The organism is Cupriavidus sp. AU9028 (assembly GCF_019795295.1).
GTDB lineage: Bacteria > Pseudomonadota > Gammaproteobacteria > Burkholderiales > Burkholderiaceae > Cupriavidus.
The window spans coordinates 1-17,487 of sequence record NZ_JAIMCG010000025.1 but is presented as its reverse complement, the minus strand read 5'-3'; the positions used below and the strand labels follow the sequence as shown (position 1 = coordinate 17,487).

Annotated in this window: 13 protein-coding genes and 1 pseudogene; 10 read left to right on the top strand and 4 right to left on the bottom strand. The window is 62.0% G+C overall.

The window, feature by feature from the left end; translation table 11 throughout:
* Window positions 1–28 precede the first annotated feature (28 nt).
* From K6V06_RS19835 to K6V06_RS19820, 4 genes are all read left to right on the top strand, one after another.
* On the top strand, window positions 29–1,288 hold the full coding sequence (locus K6V06_RS19835) for a TolC family protein (RefSeq protein WP_222245855.1): 1,260 nt from the start codon (window positions 29–31) through the stop codon (window positions 1,286–1,288).
* A gap of 16 nt (window positions 1,289–1,304) precedes the next feature.
* Window positions 1,305–2,882, top strand: a complete 1,578-nt coding sequence (locus tag K6V06_RS19830; RefSeq protein WP_222245854.1) for an efflux RND transporter periplasmic adaptor subunit — start codon at window positions 1,305–1,307, stop codon at window positions 2,880–2,882.
* Between the two features lie 14 nt (window positions 2,883–2,896).
* Window positions 2,897–6,061 (top strand): efflux RND transporter permease subunit, encoded by a 3,165-nt coding sequence (locus K6V06_RS19825; RefSeq protein ID WP_222245853.1) that lies wholly within the window; start codon window positions 2,897–2,899, stop codon window positions 6,059–6,061.
* A 62-nt stretch (window positions 6,062–6,123) separates the two neighbouring features.
* Window positions 6,124–7,095, top strand: a complete 972-nt coding sequence (locus K6V06_RS19820; protein ID WP_222245852.1) for a cation diffusion facilitator family transporter — start codon at window positions 6,124–6,126, stop codon at window positions 7,093–7,095.
* Between the two features lie 840 nt (window positions 7,096–7,935).
* Here the strand turns inward: K6V06_RS19820 and cadR are convergent.
* Entirely contained in the window at window positions 7,936–8,412 is a 477-nt protein-coding gene (cadR, locus tag K6V06_RS19815) for a Cd(II)/Pb(II)-responsive transcriptional regulator (protein WP_222245851.1), read from the bottom strand.
* A 565-nt stretch (window positions 8,413–8,977) separates the two neighbouring features.
* Here cadR and K6V06_RS19810 point away from each other — a divergent pair.
* Window positions 8,978–9,529, top strand: a complete 552-nt coding sequence (locus K6V06_RS19810) for a protein-disulfide reductase DsbD N-terminal domain-containing protein (RefSeq protein ID WP_222245850.1) — start codon at window positions 8,978–8,980, stop codon at window positions 9,527–9,529.
* Here the strand turns inward: K6V06_RS19810 and K6V06_RS19805 are convergent.
* From K6V06_RS19805 to lspA, 3 genes are read right to left on the bottom strand one after another with little or no spacing between them, the layout of a single operon-like run.
* The gene (locus K6V06_RS19805) at window positions 9,487–9,972 is read right to left on the bottom strand and encodes an undecaprenyl-diphosphate phosphatase (RefSeq protein WP_222245849.1); all 486 of its coding nucleotides are present in this window, start codon (window positions 9,970–9,972) and stop codon (window positions 9,487–9,489) included. The genes K6V06_RS19810 and K6V06_RS19805 overlap by 43 nt on opposite strands.
* An 18-nt stretch (window positions 9,973–9,990) precedes the next feature.
* Window positions 9,991–10,803, bottom strand: coding sequence for an AraC family transcriptional regulator (locus tag K6V06_RS19800; protein WP_222245848.1), 813 nt, complete (start codon window positions 10,801–10,803; stop codon window positions 9,991–9,993).
* Window positions 10,760–11,254, bottom strand: coding sequence for a signal peptidase II (gene lspA, locus K6V06_RS19795; protein ID WP_222245874.1), 495 nt, complete (start codon window positions 11,252–11,254; stop codon window positions 10,760–10,762). The genes K6V06_RS19800 and lspA overlap by 44 nt, the downstream gene beginning before the upstream one ends.
* Before the next feature lie 762 nt (window positions 11,255–12,016).
* Between lspA and K6V06_RS19790 the strand changes: the two genes are divergently transcribed.
* The 5 genes and pseudogenes from K6V06_RS19790 to K6V06_RS19770 all read left to right on the top strand — a co-directional run.
* On the top strand, window positions 12,017–12,643 hold the full coding sequence (locus tag K6V06_RS19790) for a sterol desaturase family protein (RefSeq protein WP_222245847.1): 627 nt from the start codon (window positions 12,017–12,019) through the stop codon (window positions 12,641–12,643).
* A 788-nt stretch (window positions 12,644–13,431) separates the two neighbouring features.
* Window positions 13,432–14,064: a hypothetical protein gene (locus K6V06_RS19785; RefSeq protein WP_222245846.1), complete on the top strand. Its 633-nt coding sequence runs from the start codon at window positions 13,432–13,434 to the stop codon at window positions 14,062–14,064.
* A gap of 12 nt (window positions 14,065–14,076) precedes the next feature.
* Window positions 14,077–14,691, top strand: coding sequence for a hypothetical protein (locus K6V06_RS19780; protein ID WP_222245845.1), 615 nt, complete (start codon window positions 14,077–14,079; stop codon window positions 14,689–14,691).
* A gap of 7 nt (window positions 14,692–14,698) precedes the next feature.
* Window positions 14,699–15,400 (top strand): RES family NAD+ phosphorylase, encoded by a 702-nt coding sequence (locus K6V06_RS19775; protein ID WP_222245844.1) that lies wholly within the window; start codon window positions 14,699–14,701, stop codon window positions 15,398–15,400.
* Window positions 15,401–15,792: 392 nt separating this feature from the next.
* Window positions 15,793–17,487 (top strand): annotated as a pseudogene (locus K6V06_RS19770) (hypothetical protein); the annotation flags it as partial.

The window sequence follows — 17,487 nt, the reverse complement described above, 5'->3', positions numbered from 1 at the left end:
CCTCCGGTTCATTCCTTGGTGCGATTCGATGCGAAGACAGTTTCTCCCGTTCGGTCTTGCGGCCGCCTTACTCTTTTCCTCAGCCGTTGTTGCTGCTCAATCTCTGCCCGACTTGGGCAGTCCCGTATATGGGTTGCGCGAACCTGCCGGCCCACTGACGCTTGACGACGCGCTGGCACTGGCGCTGGCCAGCAATTTCTCCCTTTCTGCCGCCGGCAAAGAAGTCGAAGCAAACGAGGGTGCAATCCTCCAGGCGCGGACGATTCCCAACCCAGAGCTCGAGACGGCAGTTGAGGACACGCGTAGCGCAACACGCACGTCAACGGGCCAGATCAACATCCCGATTGAGCTCGGCGGCAAGCGGTCGGCGCGAATCGCAGCGGCGGAGCGCGGGCGCGATGTCGCCCAGGCCGACCTTCGCAGTCTGCGTGCCGACGTACGCGCGACCGTTATTGCTTCATTCTTCTCTGTTCTGATTGCGCAGTCGCGCGTTGAACTGGCGACCGGCTCCGTGGCGATTGCAGCAAAGGGCGCCGACGCCGCGGCCCGGCGCGTAGCCGCCGGCAAGATTTCCCCTGTCGAGGAAACCAGGGCCCGGGTCGAACAAGCTAACGCCGAACTCGAGCTGGCGGAGGCGAGCGCGGAACTGCAGTCGGCACGGCAAAGCCTTTCCGCTTTGTGGGGCAACCCAGGTCCCCAGTTCTCGGAGGCACAGGGCAACCTCGAAGCGTTGCCGTCCAGGCCTGCCCCCGACGTATTGCGCAAAGAGCTGGAGAACTCCCCGTTGCTGCTGTCTAGTCGCCTCGGCCTTGAGCGCCGCCAGGCGCTGGTCAAAGTTGAGCGGAGCCGCCAATACCCGGATATTAGGGTCAGCCTTGGAGCGCAACGCGACAACGAGGCCAATCGCAATATGGCGGTCTTGGGCGTGACGATACCGTTACCGCTGTTCGATCGCAATCAAGGCAATCTTTACGAGGCCATTCTCCGTGCGGACAAGGCGGAGGACGAGTACCTCGCCACGCATGTCCGGCTGACGAACGAACTGCAACAGGCGTCCAATCAGTTATCCATTTCACGCGCCTCGGCCCAGACGTTGAAAACCACCGTGCTGCCCGCAGCCGAGCAGGCTTACGAGGCCGCGACCAAGGGCTTCGAAGCCGGGAAATTCGATTTTCTCAATGTACTTGACGCACAACGCACACTGTTCCAAGCACGCATTCGATACCTCGGCGTGTTGGCGCGCACCTACCAGGCGGCTACCACCATCGACCGCATCCTCGGACGCTGAACACGGATTTTGAACAATGGCTATGACGAAGAAACAACGGATCGCGATCGCGGTGCTCATCCTCGTGGGCGTCTTGGGAACGGCTGCGGTATTGCTGACCGATCGAAGCGGTGACAGCGACGACCATGGTCACGAACACGCGCAGCACGCAGAGTCCAAGGGCCATGACGACGACGAACATCATGGGCATGCTGTTAAGGAGGGGCATACGGACGAGCCTGAGCATGCGGATGAAGAGCACCATGAAGCCGCAAAAAAAGGACCCAATGGAGGAGCGCTCTACGCGCTTGGCGAGAGCGCCATTGAACTCGCCATGTCGGAGCGGAACGGCCAAGCGCGGATTCGCGCCTGGGTGACAAAAGGCGGCAAGCCCGTGACCACAGGGGTCGCTCTATCCGGGGAGCTGCAACGGGCCACGGCTGACACCATGCCGTTGCGGTTCAGTGCCAAGGATGGCTACTTCGAGAGTGACATCGACATTGCAGAGCCCCACGTCTTCGATGCAACGGTCACGGTTCAGCTGCCCGGAGAAAAGGCTCCCATGATCGCTAAACTTTCCAAGGGAGAAGGGAAGATCGAACTGACGGACGAACAGATCAAGACGGCGGCGATCGGCATTCAGGTCGCGACTTCTGCAACGGTGCAATCCGGCCTCCAATTTCCTGGCGAGATTCGCTTCAACGAGGACCGCACCGCACACGTCGTGCCTCGCCTGGCGGGCGTTGTTGAAGCGGTACCGGCCAATATCGGACAGCAGGTGAAGAAAGGACAGGTGCTAGCGGTTATCGCCAGCACGGCGCTTGCCGAGCTGCGCAGCGAACTACTGGCCGCGCAGAAGCGGCTCGACCTCGCCCGCACCACGTTCGAACGCGAGAAGAAGCTCTGGGAGCAGAGAATTTCCGCCGAGCAGGACTACCTGCAGGCTAGGACTGGACTTCAGGAAGCCCAGATCGCCGTGCAAAACGCGCAACAGAAGCTCACCGCGATTGGAGCCGGGACGACGTCAAAGGGACTCAATCGATTTGAGCTACGTGCGCCCTTCGACGGCATGATCGTCGAGAAGCATCTGGCATTGGGCGAGGCAGTGAAGGAGGATGCCAACATCTTCACCATCTCCGACCTATCCTCGGTCTGGGCCGAATTCGTTGTCTCCGCCAAGGACCTGAACGATGTCCGGGTCGGTGAGAAGGTCACGATTAGCTCGGCCGCTTTTCATGGCAAGGCTGAAGGCAATGTCTCGTATGTCGGCTCGCTACTGGGTGAGCAAACGCGGACCGCTAAGGCACGAGTCACGCTCATCAACCCCAACATGGCATGGCGGCCTGGCTTGTTCGTGACGGTTAACGTCCTCACCGAGAATGTACAGGTCCCGGTCGCGGTGTCTGCCGATGCCGTACAGGAGGTCAATGGCGGGACCGCCGTGTTTGTCGCTGTACCGGGAGGGTTTCTGGTGCAGCCGGTGAAGATTGGTCGCAGCAATGGCAAGATGGTCGAGGTGACGGAAGGGCTCAAGCCCGGTACACGCTACGCGGCCGCCAATAGCTTCATCCTCAAATCGGAACTGGGCAAAGCCAGTGCCGAGCATTCGCACTGACACGGGAGAGACTCATGTTCGAACGTGTCATCCGCTTTGCCATCGAGCAGCGCTGGATCGTCCTGCTGGCCGTACTTGGCATGGCACTGCTGGGGGCATACAGCTACACGCGTTTGCCGATCGATGCCGTGCCGGACATCACCAATGTCCAGGTTCAGATCAATACTGCGGGACCAGGGTATTCGCCGCTTGAAACCGAACAGCGCATTACCTATCCGATCGAGACTGCGATGGCGGGCCTGCCCGGACTGGAGCAAACGCGCTCTCTGTCCCGTTATGGGCTATCGCAAGTGACGGTCATCTTCAAGGACGGCACCGACATCTACTTCGCGCGGCAGCTGGTCAACCAGCGCCTCCAGGAGGTCCGAGACCGGCTACCGGCGGGCATTGCTCCGGCGATGGGGCCGATCTCAACCGGGCTGGGGGAAATCTATTTGTGGACGGTGGAGGCCGAAGAGCGCGCGAGAAAGTCGGACGGCACGCCATACACACCGACCGACCTTCGGGAGATCCAGGACTGGGTCATCAAGCCGCAATTGCGTAACGTCCCGGGCGTCACGGAGATCAACTCGATTGGTGGATATGCCAAGGAGTATCTGGTGGCGCCAAGCTTGGAGAGGCTCGCGTCCTATGGGCTCACGCTCACCGACGTGGTAGCGGCACTGGAGCGGAACAACGACAACGTCGGGGCCGGATACATTGAGCGACGCGGTGAGCAATATCTGGTCCGGGCGCCCGCTCAGGTGAAGTCGGTCGACGACATCCGGGACATCATCATCGGCACCGCACAAGGTCAGCCGATCCGTGTTCGCGATGTAGCAGACGTGGAGATAGGCCGCGAGCTCCGTACCGGCGCAGCGACGGAAAACGGCAGGGAGGTGGTGCTGGGTACGGTGTTCATGCTGATCGGGGAAAACAGCCGGGCCGTCTCCCAGGCCGTCGACGCCCAGATGGCCAACATCAATCGGTCCCTGCCGGAAGGGGTGAAGGCAGTCCCGGTGTACGACCGGACCGTGTTGGTTGACCGCGCCATTGCCACAGTAAAGAAGAATCTTCTCGAAGGTGCGGTTCTGGTCATCGTGATTCTCTTTCTGTTCCTCGGCAATATCCGAGCCGCGTTAATTACCGCGCTCGTGATCCCGTTGTCCATGCTGTTCACCTTCACCGGTATGGTGAACTACAAAATCAGCGCCAATCTGATGAGCTTGGGTGCGCTTGACTTCGGCATCATCATCGACGGAGCGGTGGTGATTGTAGAGAACTGTGTGCGTCGGTTGTCCCATGCGCAAGCGCACCATGGTAGGCCGCTCACGCGCACTGAGAGATTTCACGAGGTGTTTGCCGCGTCTCGGGAGGCGCGCCGGCCCCTGCTGTACGGCCAGCTCATCATCATGATCGTGTATCTGCCCATCTTCGCGCTCACGGGCGTAGAGGGCAAGATGTTCCACCCGATGGCCTTCACGGTCGTGCTTGCCTTGCTGGGCGCCATGATTCTCTCGATCACCTTCGTGCCGGCAGCCGTAGCACTGTTTATCGGCGACAAGGTTGGGGAAAAAGAGAATCGCCTAATGCAGTGGGCCAAATCCCGCTACGAACCGCTGCTCGAAAAATCCCTGGCCAATACGCCGGTCGTTCTAACATTTGCCTGCGTGGTTATTGCCCTTTGCCTGGCAGTGGCATCGCGACTAGGCAGCGAATTTATTCCAAACCTCAACGAAGGAGACCTTGCCATTCAAGCGCTGCGGATTCCGGGCACGAGTCTGACGCAGTCCGTGCAGATGCAGCAGCAAGTGGAAGCAGCGTTGAAGGCTAAGTTCCCCGAGATCGAACGGGTCTTTGCTCGCACCGGAACGGCGGAGATCGCCGCCGATCCGATGCCGCCGAACATTTCTGACGGCTACATCATGCTCAAGCCGCAGGCGGAGTGGCCCAAGCCGACCAGGACACGCGATGAGCTGCTCGAGGCAATTCAGGCCGAAGTGGCCAAGTTGCCTGGCAACAACTACGAGTTTTCTCAGCCCATCCAGCTACGCTTCAACGAGCTCATCTCCGGAGTGCGTTCGGATGTCGCCGTGAAGGTGTTTGGGGATGACAATGCGGTGCTCAATGACACAGCGCAGAAAATCGCGGCCGTCCTACAGGAAATACCCGGCGCGACCGAAGTGAAGGTCGAACAAACGACCGGACTTCCTATGTTGACGATCAATATTGATCGGCATCGAGCGGCGCGCTATGGGCTCAGCACCAATGACGTCCAGGACGCGGTGGCCATCGCCATCGGCGGCAAAGAGTCTGGTACGTTTTTCCAAGGTGACCGGCGCTTCGATATTCTGGTACGACTTCCCGATGCCGTCCGCGACGACCTTGAAGCACTGCGCCGGCTGCCGATACCGTTGCCCAAGAACGGTGGCACCGAGGGCCGTACGACGTATATTCCCCTCGCTGAAGTCGCATCTCTGGATCTTGCGCCCGGACCCAACCAGGTGTCACGCGAGAACGGCAAGCGACGGATTGTGGTCAGCGCCAATGTCCGGGGACGGGATATCGGGTCCTTTGTGCCAGAGGCGCAAGCCTCGATCCAGAGCCGGGTGAAGGTTCCAGCGGGCTATTGGACTTCCTGGGGCGGTACATTCGAGCAATTGCAGTCGGCGACCGCTCGTCTGCAGATCGTCGTCCCCGTGGCGCTGCTGATGGTATTCGTGCTGCTGTTTGCCATGTTCAATAACGTCAAGGACGGATTGCTGGTGTTCACCGGCATCCCTTTTGCACTGACCGGAGGGATTCTCGCGCTATGGCTGCGCGGTATCCCGCTTTCCATCTCCGCTGCAGTTGGATTTATCGCGCTGTCGGGCGTCGCCGTTCTTAACGGCCTAGTGATGTTGTCCTTTATTCGTACCCTTTGCGAAGAGGGGCGCTCGCTGGACGAGGCGGTCCGAATTGGCGCGCTGACGCGCCTGCGCCCGGTACTGATGACGGCACTGGTGGCGTCGCTCGGCTTCGTGCCGATGGCGATTGCTACGGGCACCGGCGCTGAGGTGCAGCGCCCCCTGGCGACGGTGGTAATTGGCGGCATCTTGTCCTCGACGATGCTGACGCTGCTAGTACTGCCAGTGCTTTACCGCCTCGCGCATCGCCGCGACGAGGAGGTGGACGTTTCACCGGCTGGACAACCAACATAGGCGGCCAGGGCGGATGTTGCGGCATGCAGCATCCGCCAGCCGCTTTTTCTAGGAGAGTGCTAGTGGGTGCTGGACATGACCATAGCCACTCGACGTCCAATGAGCGGGCGTTGAAGTTTGCGCTGACGTTGACGTCGACGTTTCTGCTGGTGGAGCTGGCCGGCGGGATTGTGACCAAGAGCTTGGCGCTGATTTCAGATGCCGCTCACATGTTTACTGATGCGGCAGCGCTCGCCATCGCACTGGCTGCTATTCAGATCGCCAAGCGGCCCGCGGATAAGGCGAGGACGTTCGGATACTACCGCTTCGAGATTTTGGCGGCGGCCTTCAACGCGCTGCTGCTGTTCGGTGTAGCGCTATACATCCTGTATGAGGCTTACCGGCGGCTCCAGTCTCCCCCGGAGATCGAGTCGATGGGGATGCTGCTTGTCGCCTTGGTTGGTTTCGTCGTGAACTTGCTCAGCATCCGCGTCCTTGCCGGCGGGAAAGATCACAGTCTCAACGTCAAGGGGGCGTACCTGGAAGTCTGGAGCGATCTGCTAGGCTCGCTGGGCGTCATTGTCGGTGCCTTGGTGATTCGGTTCACGGGCTGGACCGAGGTGGACTCGGCCGTTGCCGTGCTGATCGGTCTTTGGGTGCTTCCGCGAACCTGGGTCCTGCTGAAAGCGAGTCTCAACATCCTGCTTGAAGGGGTTCCGGAAGGTATCGACATCGCGCAGGTCGAAGAGGCGCTATTGGCTGTCAAGGGGGTCAAGAGTATTCACGACCTCCATGTGTGGGCCCTGACCAGCGGCAAGCCAAGCCTGACGGTGCATCTGGTCAACGAGGAAGCGGTCAATGCAGAACGGGAGATTCTACCGAGCATTCGGACCGTTCTGGCTGATCGATTCGGCATCACGCATGTGACGATTCAATGCGAATTGGTGCCCTGTTGGCAGGCTGATGCATCGGCGCATTTCGAGTCCGCTGCGCACTACCTACAGCGAAATGGCCCTGCAGGCGTGCGGACGGAGGAACCGCACAAAAGGCAATGAGGCAGGCTCTGAAAACCTGGGTAATACGAGGAGCCGAGCGCCGGATAGCCGCGTGCGGCTGCCGCCTCCCAGTGTTCGATCTCGCCATCGTCTCCCGCGCCTCGAGCACACATGACCTGGTCAAACGGGAACGAGATCAGAGCCTCCGGACTCCCAAACCGACGCCGAATGGCACGGGCTCCGCGCCGCAGTGGTGGTCGGGAAGACTCGCCCGAATCAGTCGTGATGAACGAGTGCCTGGCGCAAACACAGTGAGCCTCGCCAGTGCCGTTTCCGCGGTCCTCTCCGCCGCCCGCTTCTCGTCGGTGTCGACTGCCAATTTGCCTCTGTCCCAAGTCCACCATCCGAGCGGTGTGCTCCCGCAGCTCTTTGTTGGATGTGCCTTCGTCGAGCTGGTCGGCGCCGACCCCTCTTACACCTCTCCATGTCGCCAAAGAATAGCTTCCGGGCGTGGCTGGTGACCTGGCCATTGAGTGCTTAGACCAAGTTGATTGGCCGTGTCAGGCGTAATCGCAGCAGACGCGACGAAGACAGACCGGTCGCTGCGTTCGCCGTCGCTCAAGCTTTTGCATGCGACGATTTTCGCGAACGCCCGCTTCGCATCGCCCTTGTACTGGCTGAGCACGGCACTAGTTCGTACCGCTTAAGCTCTCCGCGTCCTATTCGCTGTTGAAGTGGTCGATGATGGCCACGTTCGATCGGTTACTGCCGGTCCACCTCGTCATTGTCGCAGGACCCCTCACGATAGAAACAGAAACGCGGAAGAAGGTGCCGACGCTTGGGCCCCTTGAGCAGCGGTCGCGGAAGCAAGCGGTGTTCGGGCACTTCGCGCGGGTTACTTCAAGTGCTGGGGGAGGCCTTGCCAAGCCCATGGCCCCCCTCGACATGCTCCTTCCGTTTCCCCGGCACCGCGACCACCTGCTGCGCGGTCTTGGTCAGACCCTCCAAAATGCCGCAGTCTTTAGCGTCGCGAGCGCGACCGCACTGGCTGCGCAGTTGCTTTAGATCCCGCTCCAGTGCCTTCAGCTCCCGGATCCTATGAGTCACGTGCCGAATATGTGCGTCCAGCAGGGAGTTCACTTCCCGACAGTCCTCTTCCGGCGCGTCCTTGAAACGCAACAGCACACGGATCTCGTCGAGTGTCATGTCAAGGGACCGGCAGTGGCGAATGAAGGCCAAGCGATCCACATGTTCGGAGAGGTACACGCGGTAATTGCTTGAGGAGCGAGTCGGCGTTGGCAGCAATCGCTCCCTCTCATAGAAGCGGATCGTTTCGACGCCGGTACCGGTGGCCTGTGCTAGTTCTCCAATCTTCATGTCTTCCTTCCGTTACTTATCTAACTTTACACCTGTTGCGGGATCTCAATACGCAAGAGTGAATCCATTGCCAAAACGGGAAGATGCACTACTTCGTCAGTGGTGCGCGTCGGCGGCCATGTTTGCCCTGCTGGCCGGCGCCGTTCAGAAAGGAGGTGGTTGTCAATAAGGCGGAGCATCACCAGATACAGCCGCGCCATGCTGCCCAGCCCGATCACCGACTTTGTTCTGCGGGCCGTGATCGCAGTCGTATTTCCGTGCACGCGGATGGGTATGCCGATCGGCAGATACCTTGCCGTCAGCTCGCTGCAGGGGACAGCCGAGCTGCAGAAGGTGGCTCTTCGCCCCGCCGATCATCGATCGAGTGGCTCCGGCTACCGGCCCTTGTTGGCCTGTATCCCCCGGCCGCCCACCTGGCACATGCCGCAGTGCTGCTAGCGGCCGCGGTGGCTTCGGCGTCAACACTTGCAGGCCGCTCGACTCTTGCCTGCCGCAGGCACTTGACTCCGGACTGGGTACAGGGTTTCAAATTGTGCAGGAACGCAATCGTCGCAATGAAAGGTCCATGAGACAGACATCGATCGGCCCATCGTGCCGCTCAAGTGGTGAGCACTTGGCTGGGGAAGCCAAAGCGCGGCGCGCGCGACAAGCCGCCGTGCCGGGCGCTATGGCGGGTATCGCACTCGCATTGCTGACGGGGACCGTGCAGGCCGGTCTGCTGGACAAGTTGCTGGGCCGCGACGAGCCCTCCGAGCCATTGCCTCCTGCACGTGCATTTCACGTGAAGGTTGAGGCAGTGGGTCCCAATGCGGTCCTGGCGACGTTGACGCCGGCACCCGAGCACTACCTGTACCGCAACACAGTGCGCTTCGCGTTGAAGTCTGCCAAGGGCGCTCGGCTCGGAGCCGTGGTGTTACCCTCCGGCGTTAAGAAGCGGGATCCCTTCTTCGGCGAGACGCAGGTGTACACCCATTCTGTCCAGGTGAATCTGCCACTGGAGCGCCCTGCCAGCGGCCCTGTGTCGTTTTCCGTGGTGGTGTTTTACCAAGGCTGCAACAGTCGCCTCGGCGTGTGCTATCCACCGGCGCAGAACGAGTTTCCCATACGGTTGCCTTGACGGCCATGAGGCTGGCTCGTCGCGGCTGAATGAAATTGAGTGGGCGACGCCTGGTCACCTCCGCCGCGGCGGAAAAGTGCCACTGCCGAGAAAGCGACTGCTACGACCGTCGGATTGAAGAAGTGCTTTGATGAACAAGGCGAATAACAACCCGAGAACGGCTGTGGAACGAAGGCCAGCAGCAGATCGCAGGCGAACCGGCGGCGGGTCTGGTCAGAGGTCGGGCCGAAGGAAATTGCGGCCAATCGCGTCCGGTAGTGCCAGATGACGGTGCTCATCACGCCGGGCTGGATCATAATCTCGAAAACTTGTACCGAGCCGTAGTCAAGACGCAGCAGAGATGACTCCGTGATCAAGTGTCGAGTCGACGAGATCGGAAAAAATTCAATGAGCTCTTCCACGATGCCCAGCATGGCCGCCTTGGCAAGCAGCAGTAGGTCCACGGCAACTCCATGATGTTTTTAGACCGGCTCGACAAGCGGCAGCCCATGGGCCGTGACGGGCGGCTTGGCGTGATCGACACAAACGATGTGCGTACCGCGCAGCGACGCCGGGCGCACCCCAAACGTCGCAACAAAGGTCCGGGTCAGATGCGCGCTGTCCGCAAAACCAGCAAGGTGCGCCGCTTCGGTGAGCGAGGATCCGCCGGCGAGTGTGCGGACCGCATGCTGCAGCCGCAGCCACCGCACGTACGCACGAAACGAAAGGCCTGACGCTTCTGAGAACCAGTGCATGAACCGGGAGGCAGAAAGCCCCACCGCGTCGGCCGCCTCGTGTACACGCACCGGTCGATCGAGGGCTTGTTCGAGCCAGCGCAGCACCGCTGTCCAGCGGAGATCATCGGTCCGTTCGTCCGCCGACGGCGCTGCCATTGCCGCCTCGCCGCGCAGCCACCTGTCCAGCCCGTGCTCGAGGAGATCCGTCTGCACGGCGGTCAGCGCCGCAGCAGTCGGTGGCAGCCATGCGGATGGGCTGCGTCCGGGCATCGTCGGATCGAGGAACACTATGCGCACAGGATGGGTCGTCACCAACTGGTGCGGCACACCGGCCGGAAGGAAATGTCCGGGCGTCTCGAGCACGCCCCAGGCACCCTCCAAGGACACCACCCCTTGGGTGGTCCACGTGAGTTGCGCTGCCTGATGCCGGTGCAGCCGGCCCGGTTCGACAGGGCCGACATAGACGGCCCAGCCGCGCCCCACGGTCAGCAGCGGCCGGTTTGCCAAGATTCGCTCAGCCATCGGCGTCGTGTACCTGCCTTCGGCCCACCAGCTCATGGAGCACGATCAAGGCCGCCCCGAGGGTGATACTGATGTCGGCCAGGTTGAATGCGGGCCAGTGGTGCGGGCCCCAGTGAACGTCGATCCAATCCACCACCGCGCCGCGTGCAACCCGATCGATCATGTTCGCCAGGGCACCGCCGAGGATGAGCCCGAAGCTGATGCGTTCGGCGAGTGACGTGCCGTGGCGGCGGATCATGAAAGCCAGGAACACTGAAGCGACCAGGGCGATCGCAATGAAGAACCAGCGCTGCCAGCCGCCCGCGTCGTGTAGCAAACTGAAAGCCGCCCCGCGGTTGAGCACATGCACGATGTTGAGGACCGGCAGCCACTCCTGGCGGGCACCGTAATCGACGCAGGCGACGATGGCAGCCTTCGTTGCGGCGTCCACCGCCAACATCAGTGCGGCCAGCAAGAAGGCCAGCCGAACGCCGCGGTCAGTCTGCATGGTCACGACGGCCGGATTCGGCCCCTCCCAACAGCCTCATCCCGTTAAAGACCACTGCCAAACTCGCACCCATATCGGCGAGGATGGCTAACCAAAGGCTGGCATGACTGGCGATTGGACTTCGCCCGCGCCGGCGCGTCGTTGACCCCATCGCCGACCATGCCCGCAGGACCAAACCTTTCTTGAACGTTCCGACGCCACCCCGCGCGATGGCAGTTGGCGAGGCTTCAACGACCGGCAGGGAGGCCTTCCCCCAGACCGGAGAGCGCCAGGACCTCGGCACCGATCCCCCGCACGCCGGCGGCGACCATGCGTAGCCATGGGGTCTTGGAGTTCGGCGGTCAGCCGCCTGGCTGGCGTCGGCGCAGTTGTCGCTCATCGTTGTTCCTTGTGCGATCGGCCCGCCCACCTGCGGGGGCGTAAGCCTCAATTGCAAGCCCTGTACCGACTAAAGAGTCAAGCCTTTGTGGGCGCAGCACGTTTGTTCAAGCTCGCCTGGCCGGACTTCGGAACACTTCAGGCGTTTAACAACCGGTGGAGTTGCGATGGCAGTACGTTATTTGGTCCGGTACGGCGCCTACCCAATCGTGATGGCTGTGGTGATCTTCGGGGTCATTGCAGCCCCGTCGCACGAGCGGCCGCTGGCCTGGCTCGCGGCTCTGGTGGTCTGCGGGCTAACGGCGGTGGCCCTGCTGGAGCACTGGCTTCCATTCGACAGCCGCTGGCAGATGCCCGATCAGGACTTCCCGGCCGACGTGGTCCATGCGATCGTCAACTTGGTGGTCATGCATGCCGCGGTGCTGGGCTTTTTCCTGCTGCGTGCCTGGTCAGGTTGGGAGGGGCTTGTGGTGGCCCAGCGACTGGCCGTACCTCGCACAGGTGTTCCTGGCCAGTCTGCCACTGGACTTGTCGCTGTACACCATGCACCGCCTGAGCCACCGCCACGGCTTCTTGTGGCGATTGCACAGCATCCACCACTCGTCACGCCGGCTTTACTGGCTCAACGGAGAGCGCCGGCACCCGCTCCACGCCGCGTTGATGGCCGGTCCGGGACTAGTAGTCCTCGGCGTACTTGGCACGCCTGCGGAGGTCGTGGGCGGATGGATCACCATCCTGGCCGCCCACTTGGCATTCCAGCACGCGAACTTCGACTACCGGGTGGGCCCACTGTGTTACCTGCTGGGCGTGGCCGAACTGCACCGCTGGCACCACCGCGAGCGCTTCGAGGACGCGCAGGTGAACTTCGGGGAGTTCTGGTTGGTCTGGGACCACTGTTTCGGCACGTTTTATCAGCCTTGCTCGCCACTCGGCGTGGTCGGCATAGAAGGAGATCCAGTGCCCCATGGCTACGGTGAACAACTGGTCTACCCGTTTCGGGCCGGAGCCTGAACCAGAGCGTCACATGCAGTCCGTCCCGATTCGCCTCTTTGTCGACGCGGTACCGTAGCAAGCTTGGCAGGTCTGACATAGAGGGGAGCGCGGAACAGCTCCCGGCACCGGGGAGCAGGTCCCCGGCCAGCCGTCCACCAACGAGGACCCCATTTCATGGTTGTGGCGAACGGAAATGCGGTGTTACTGAGCTGCACACGTTGCATGTTGAAGTCAAGAGGGATCAAATTCGCAGTAAGAACTTGTGCGAACAATAGCCAAGGAGGTGCGGTAAAAAGGTTGTGGATGCTTAGGCTATTACGATAAGTATGCTTATCATAATGAACGTTTCGATGCGCTGAACCAGCGCGAATCAATCCGGCCTTGCCCCGCCCGTGTCCTGCATCCACTGACCCTTGGCAGCGATGGTCCGGCGCTCGACGACCCGGGCGACTTCACAACGCGGACTCCCGCGCCTTGCTACCCGCTTGGCATGCTGGTTTAGGCCCGCGGGCGGCTCCGCCGGCAACGCGGCCCCGACGATCTGGCGGCGTTCTTCGAGAAGCGGTGGCCATCGGGTGAAGCAGGACCCGGGAGAGAACCGTGTCACCGGGCTGTTGCACACGCTGCCAAGAGCAACGACGACTGATTACCAATGACATTGCCCGGAGGCTACCGACTCGTGCTGTGGCCGCCCTGCGCGCGCACGACGTTCGACAGCTTGACTCAGGCACCGCGAACAGGCTATGAGAAACTTGCGAGAAACGCGAAAGTCGGTTAATGTAGGACGGTCCGATACAAAATCAACCATGGCTCGAATCACTACCGTCGCATCTCTGGCCGCGCAACTCGGCCGTCAGCCCGAAGCACTGCTGGAGCAACTGCAGGCCGCCGGGCTACCCCATACTGGCCCTGCCGACACGGTCACCGAGGCAGATAAGACCTCCCTGTTGACCTACATGAAACGGTCCCATGGAAGGAGCGAGGATGCTGTGGGTAGCCACATCGCCCTAGAGATGCAGAAGAAGCGGGCCGTCATCCATCGGAATTCCGATGACAACCCGACGCGTTACATGCCGTTGGCGCAGCCGCTCCAAACCATCACGCTGTCCATCGACGAGTACCGCATGATGCGGCGCGTGGCCAAGCGGGTTTTCGCTGGCCTCGCGTCTGCCAGCAGTCCCGGCTTCTACCTGGACTACGTGTACGCCCTTGTTACGCTCGGGTGCGACACAGACGTGATCGCAGAACGCCACCGGGTGAAACAACTATTCCGGATCTTCCTGCGAAGACTCGTAGCGCGTGTTCGTCGGTGTAGCCACGCAATCGCTGCCGGACTTCCGCAAAAGTCCGCCCAGACCTGCGACGTCGTTTCCTGCTTGCGCGCCAAACGAGAGGCCACCATCCACCCAGCGTTTGCACCGCCCCGCGTGGTCATCTGACGGAGTATTGATATGACACTGCACGCCCAATCGGCATCGGTCGCCGCGCGCGGCTCCCAACTGGTCGAGAAATTGGTCCACGACATTGATGAGCAGCTGGAGCACACCCTTGACGCCGGCGAACGCGCCCGCGTAATGGCCGTCGTGCGCCGGTGCCTCACGACCACGCTTGGTCTCGCGGAAGCGCCGTTGGCAGAGACGGACGATCGGCTCTCCGTGTCATATCTGAAGCCCTCGGAGGTCATTGCACAGGATCTGGTGGAGATGTCGCAGGCGACGCTGTACCGCGCAGTGGAGGACGCACGCTTTTATTGCGTGACCCCGCGCGGCAAGGCGATCGGTCGCGCGTTCCCGGCCTGGCAGTTCTCGCCACCGGTACCGGAGCTCTTGGCTGCGGTCCTGCGGCAGATGAAAGACCTGCCGAGCAGCGAAATCCACGCGTTCTGGGTAACCCCGGTCGACGCGTTCGACGACCTGACGCCGGCCGAACTGCTGGCAGGTAAGGCCTTCGAATCGCGTGCGGCGCTCACCACCGCACAGCGTGGCCACCTCGCCGAACCCGCAAACGAGCGGCAGGGCAGGGTGGTCGCGCAGTTGGCCGCACTGCCCAACGCAGTTCGGAACTGATCAGTTGATGCCATCGCCCAACATCGTTGTACCGCCGTCGATTGCAGCCTTCCTTCCTTCCTTGGACCACCTGCGTCGAGCCTTGGCTGACGCCGTGGTGGTCCTGCCGGCCGGCACGCGGCTCTTCCGAGCTGTCCGGCACCCGGCTGCGGTCGTCCCGGCCTATGTCCAACAAACGTACCGGTTCGGCCCTCCCGAGGCGCTTCGCGGACCGGACGGTCAGTTTTCGCTGTACTGGCTGTATGCCGCGCAGGACCTTCTAACGGCCTTGTGGGAATCGGGCTTTTGCACCAACGACATGACACAGCCGGGGACCTTCTATATCCCGGCTGCGGTTACCCAATCGGGCTTGCTGGTCACCTTCACGCTGCAGGAGGATCTGCGAATTGTTGACCTTCATGGCACTGCACTGAGCAAGCTGGGCATCTACGACCGGATTCACGGTGACCACGACTGGTGCCAATGGTTTGGGCTGCAGATGTTCGACGTCTTGGACGGCTTGCCCGGGGGCGCTGTGCTTGGCTTCCGGTATCCCTCGCGCAAACACAAGAACCATGGTGCGCTGGCAGTTAGCTCCGAGGCGCTCGACCGGTTCCGCAACAGCGTCGGGGTCCAGGTGACGCCTTTCGCGTTGATGCCGCACTATGAAGCGCTGCGGTCCGACGCGAACTATGCCGATCCGATGTCCGGCCATTTTTCTATCGATTGATGCGATCCAGGAATCAAGGTGACTGGGCAGGGCGCCGCAAGCGGGCGTGATGGCCTCTCAAGGAAGTGGGATCGCACTTGGGTCGCCGGCACGGCGCACCATCGAGAAGCATGACGACACCTGAAAATAAGCCTGACTCGCTGTCCAGGGCGAAGAAATCCTCCTCCGACGCCGCTGAGCCCAACACTCATAAGAGCAAGCGCCCCCCTCGCCGCGCGGATGACGCACCCGCCGCCGCGAGCCCTGCCGCTGCAGGGCCAGCCGGCGCTCGGCTGGAGGGCCATGTCGGCGCGCAGTACCTATTGCCGCTGCTCTCAAGAGGGGAGGCCCGTGGGCTGCCGGGAGTCGTAGTCACTCGGGTAGCGTTCCAACGCGGGGCCATGGGCCACCCGATGGACGACATTATCGTCGCGGGACACGATCGCTTCGGCCGGCCGGCGACGCTTGAGATTCAGGCCAAGCGCACGCTGGCGTTTACAGCTAGCGACGAAACATTCGCGGATGTCGTTGCGCTGGCGTGTCAGGCGGCGGCCCTGCCGGCGTTCGCTGAGACGCGCCATGAGCTCGCGGTGGCGATTGCGCGCACATCAACAAAGGTCGAGCAGCACATTCAAAGCGTATTGAGGTGGGCTCGAGACTATCGAGACGCTGACGGCTTCTTCCGTCGTATGAACGAGCCCGGCGCGGCGCACAAAGATATGCGCAGCTTCGTCGACGTGTTTCGGGGACATATGGGCGTGGCGGGTGCAGCCAATGACGACGCTTCCGTGTGGCGGCTGCTCTCTCGCTTCCAGGTCCTTGCGTTCGACTTCGAACAGCCTGGGTCCGTCTGCAACCAATTGGCGAGAGATCGGTGCGCGATGCTGCTGGCGCCTGAAGACGCAGCGCGAGCGAATGCGCTGTGGGACTCGCTGCAAGAAATAGCTCTCGAAATCGATGCTGCGGGAGGCGAGTTGGACGCGCCAGCCTTGCGTGAGCGCCTCACCAGCGAGCGCGGTTACCGGCTCGCCGGGGATCGGCACTGGCATGGTGCACGAGAGCGGCTTGCGGAGAGCGCGGAAAGCACGCTGGATGCTATTCGCTCGACCGTACATGGCGTGACACTGAACCGTGACGATCGAGTTGGAGAGGCCATTTCTGCTCTAGACCGTGGCCGTTACCTTGAGATCCGTGGTCCCGGCGGCGTCGGCAAATCTGGCGTGCTCAAAAACCTCGCTCAGCGGATTCAACTTGAGTCCCGCATCATCGTAGTCGCCCCGCATCATATTCCTGGAGGCGGTTGGGCTGCACTGGCGGCGCAGCTCGGGTGTTCGGCATCTGCTTCCGAGTTTTTGACCGACCTTGCCGGTGATGGTGGCGGCACCTTGTTTGTCGATGGCATTGACCGGTTTGACGACGAGGCCCAGAGAGCGACGGTCAGAGACCTGCTCCGTGCCGCGGCGCAGGTCCCGGGTTTTCGGGTCGTGGCAACGGCACGGCTCGACTTCGACGCCGACGCGCGCGAGTGGTTGCCCGCGCGAGCCTTGGCGGAACTGGGCACGGCCCCCCCGTTGCTTGTCGATCACCTGTCAGACAGCGAGATTGCGCAGTTGTGCGCGGCCAGTCCCGCGCTCGCCGCCTTGCTGCGGCCTGATCATCCGGCCCACAAGGTGGTGCGGAACTTGTACCGCCTTGACAGGCTGGCCCGAGGCACGGCGGATGACGCAGCGGCCGTCTTCAGCGAGGCGCAGATGGCATGGCAGTGGTGGGAGTCGGGCGACTCGGCAAGCTCGACAGGACGCATGCAGCGGCGTCGCGTGCTCCGCTCGCTCGCGGAGCACGCGCTCGCCTCATCGGCGCCGATGGACACGAGCACCACGCCAGCCGACGCTGTCACCGCACTTATTGAAAGTGGCTCGCTCCGGGCGCTGAGCGCAGTGCGCGCTGAGCCGGCGCACGATGTCCTACGTGACTGGGCGCTGGGCTGTTTGCTGTACGAAGCGCCGGAGCACGTGTCGGCCTTGCCGTTGGAACGGCCGGCACCGGTGCACTATGTCCGCGGTGTCGAACTTGCTGCAACGTTGTCAGCCGAGCGCGAGAGCGACGCG

Coding starts and splice junctions, on each gene's coding strand:
- K6V06_RS19780 (WP_222245845.1), top strand. CDS start 14,077: ATGACACTGCACGCCCAATCGGCATCGGTCGCCGCGCGCGGCTCCCAA.
- K6V06_RS19775 (WP_222245844.1), top strand. CDS start 14,699: ATGCCATCGCCCAACATCGTTGTACCGCCGTCGATTGCAGCCTTCCTT.
- K6V06_RS19810 (WP_222245850.1), top strand. CDS start 8,978: ATGAGACAGACATCGATCGGCCCATCGTGCCGCTCAAGTGGTGAGCAC.
- K6V06_RS19800 (WP_222245848.1), bottom strand. CDS start 10,803: ATGAGCTGGTGGGCCGAAGGCAGGTACACGACGCCGATGGCTGAGCGA.
- cadR (WP_222245851.1), bottom strand. CDS start 8,412: ATGAAGATTGGAGAACTAGCACAGGCCACCGGTACCGGCGTCGAAACG.
- lspA (WP_222245874.1), bottom strand. CDS start 11,254: ATGCAGACTGACCGCGGCGTTCGGCTGGCCTTCTTGCTGGCCGCACTG.
- K6V06_RS19790 (WP_222245847.1), top strand. CDS start 12,017: ATGCGATCGTCAACTTGGTGGTCATGCATGCCGCGGTGCTGGGCTTTT.
- K6V06_RS19835 (WP_222245855.1), top strand. CDS start 29: ATGCGAAGACAGTTTCTCCCGTTCGGTCTTGCGGCCGCCTTACTCTTT.
- K6V06_RS19785 (WP_222245846.1), top strand. CDS start 13,432: ATGGCTCGAATCACTACCGTCGCATCTCTGGCCGCGCAACTCGGCCGT.
- K6V06_RS19825 (WP_222245853.1), top strand. CDS start 2,897: ATGTTCGAACGTGTCATCCGCTTTGCCATCGAGCAGCGCTGGATCGTC.
- K6V06_RS19830 (WP_222245854.1), top strand. CDS start 1,305: ATGGCTATGACGAAGAAACAACGGATCGCGATCGCGGTGCTCATCCTC.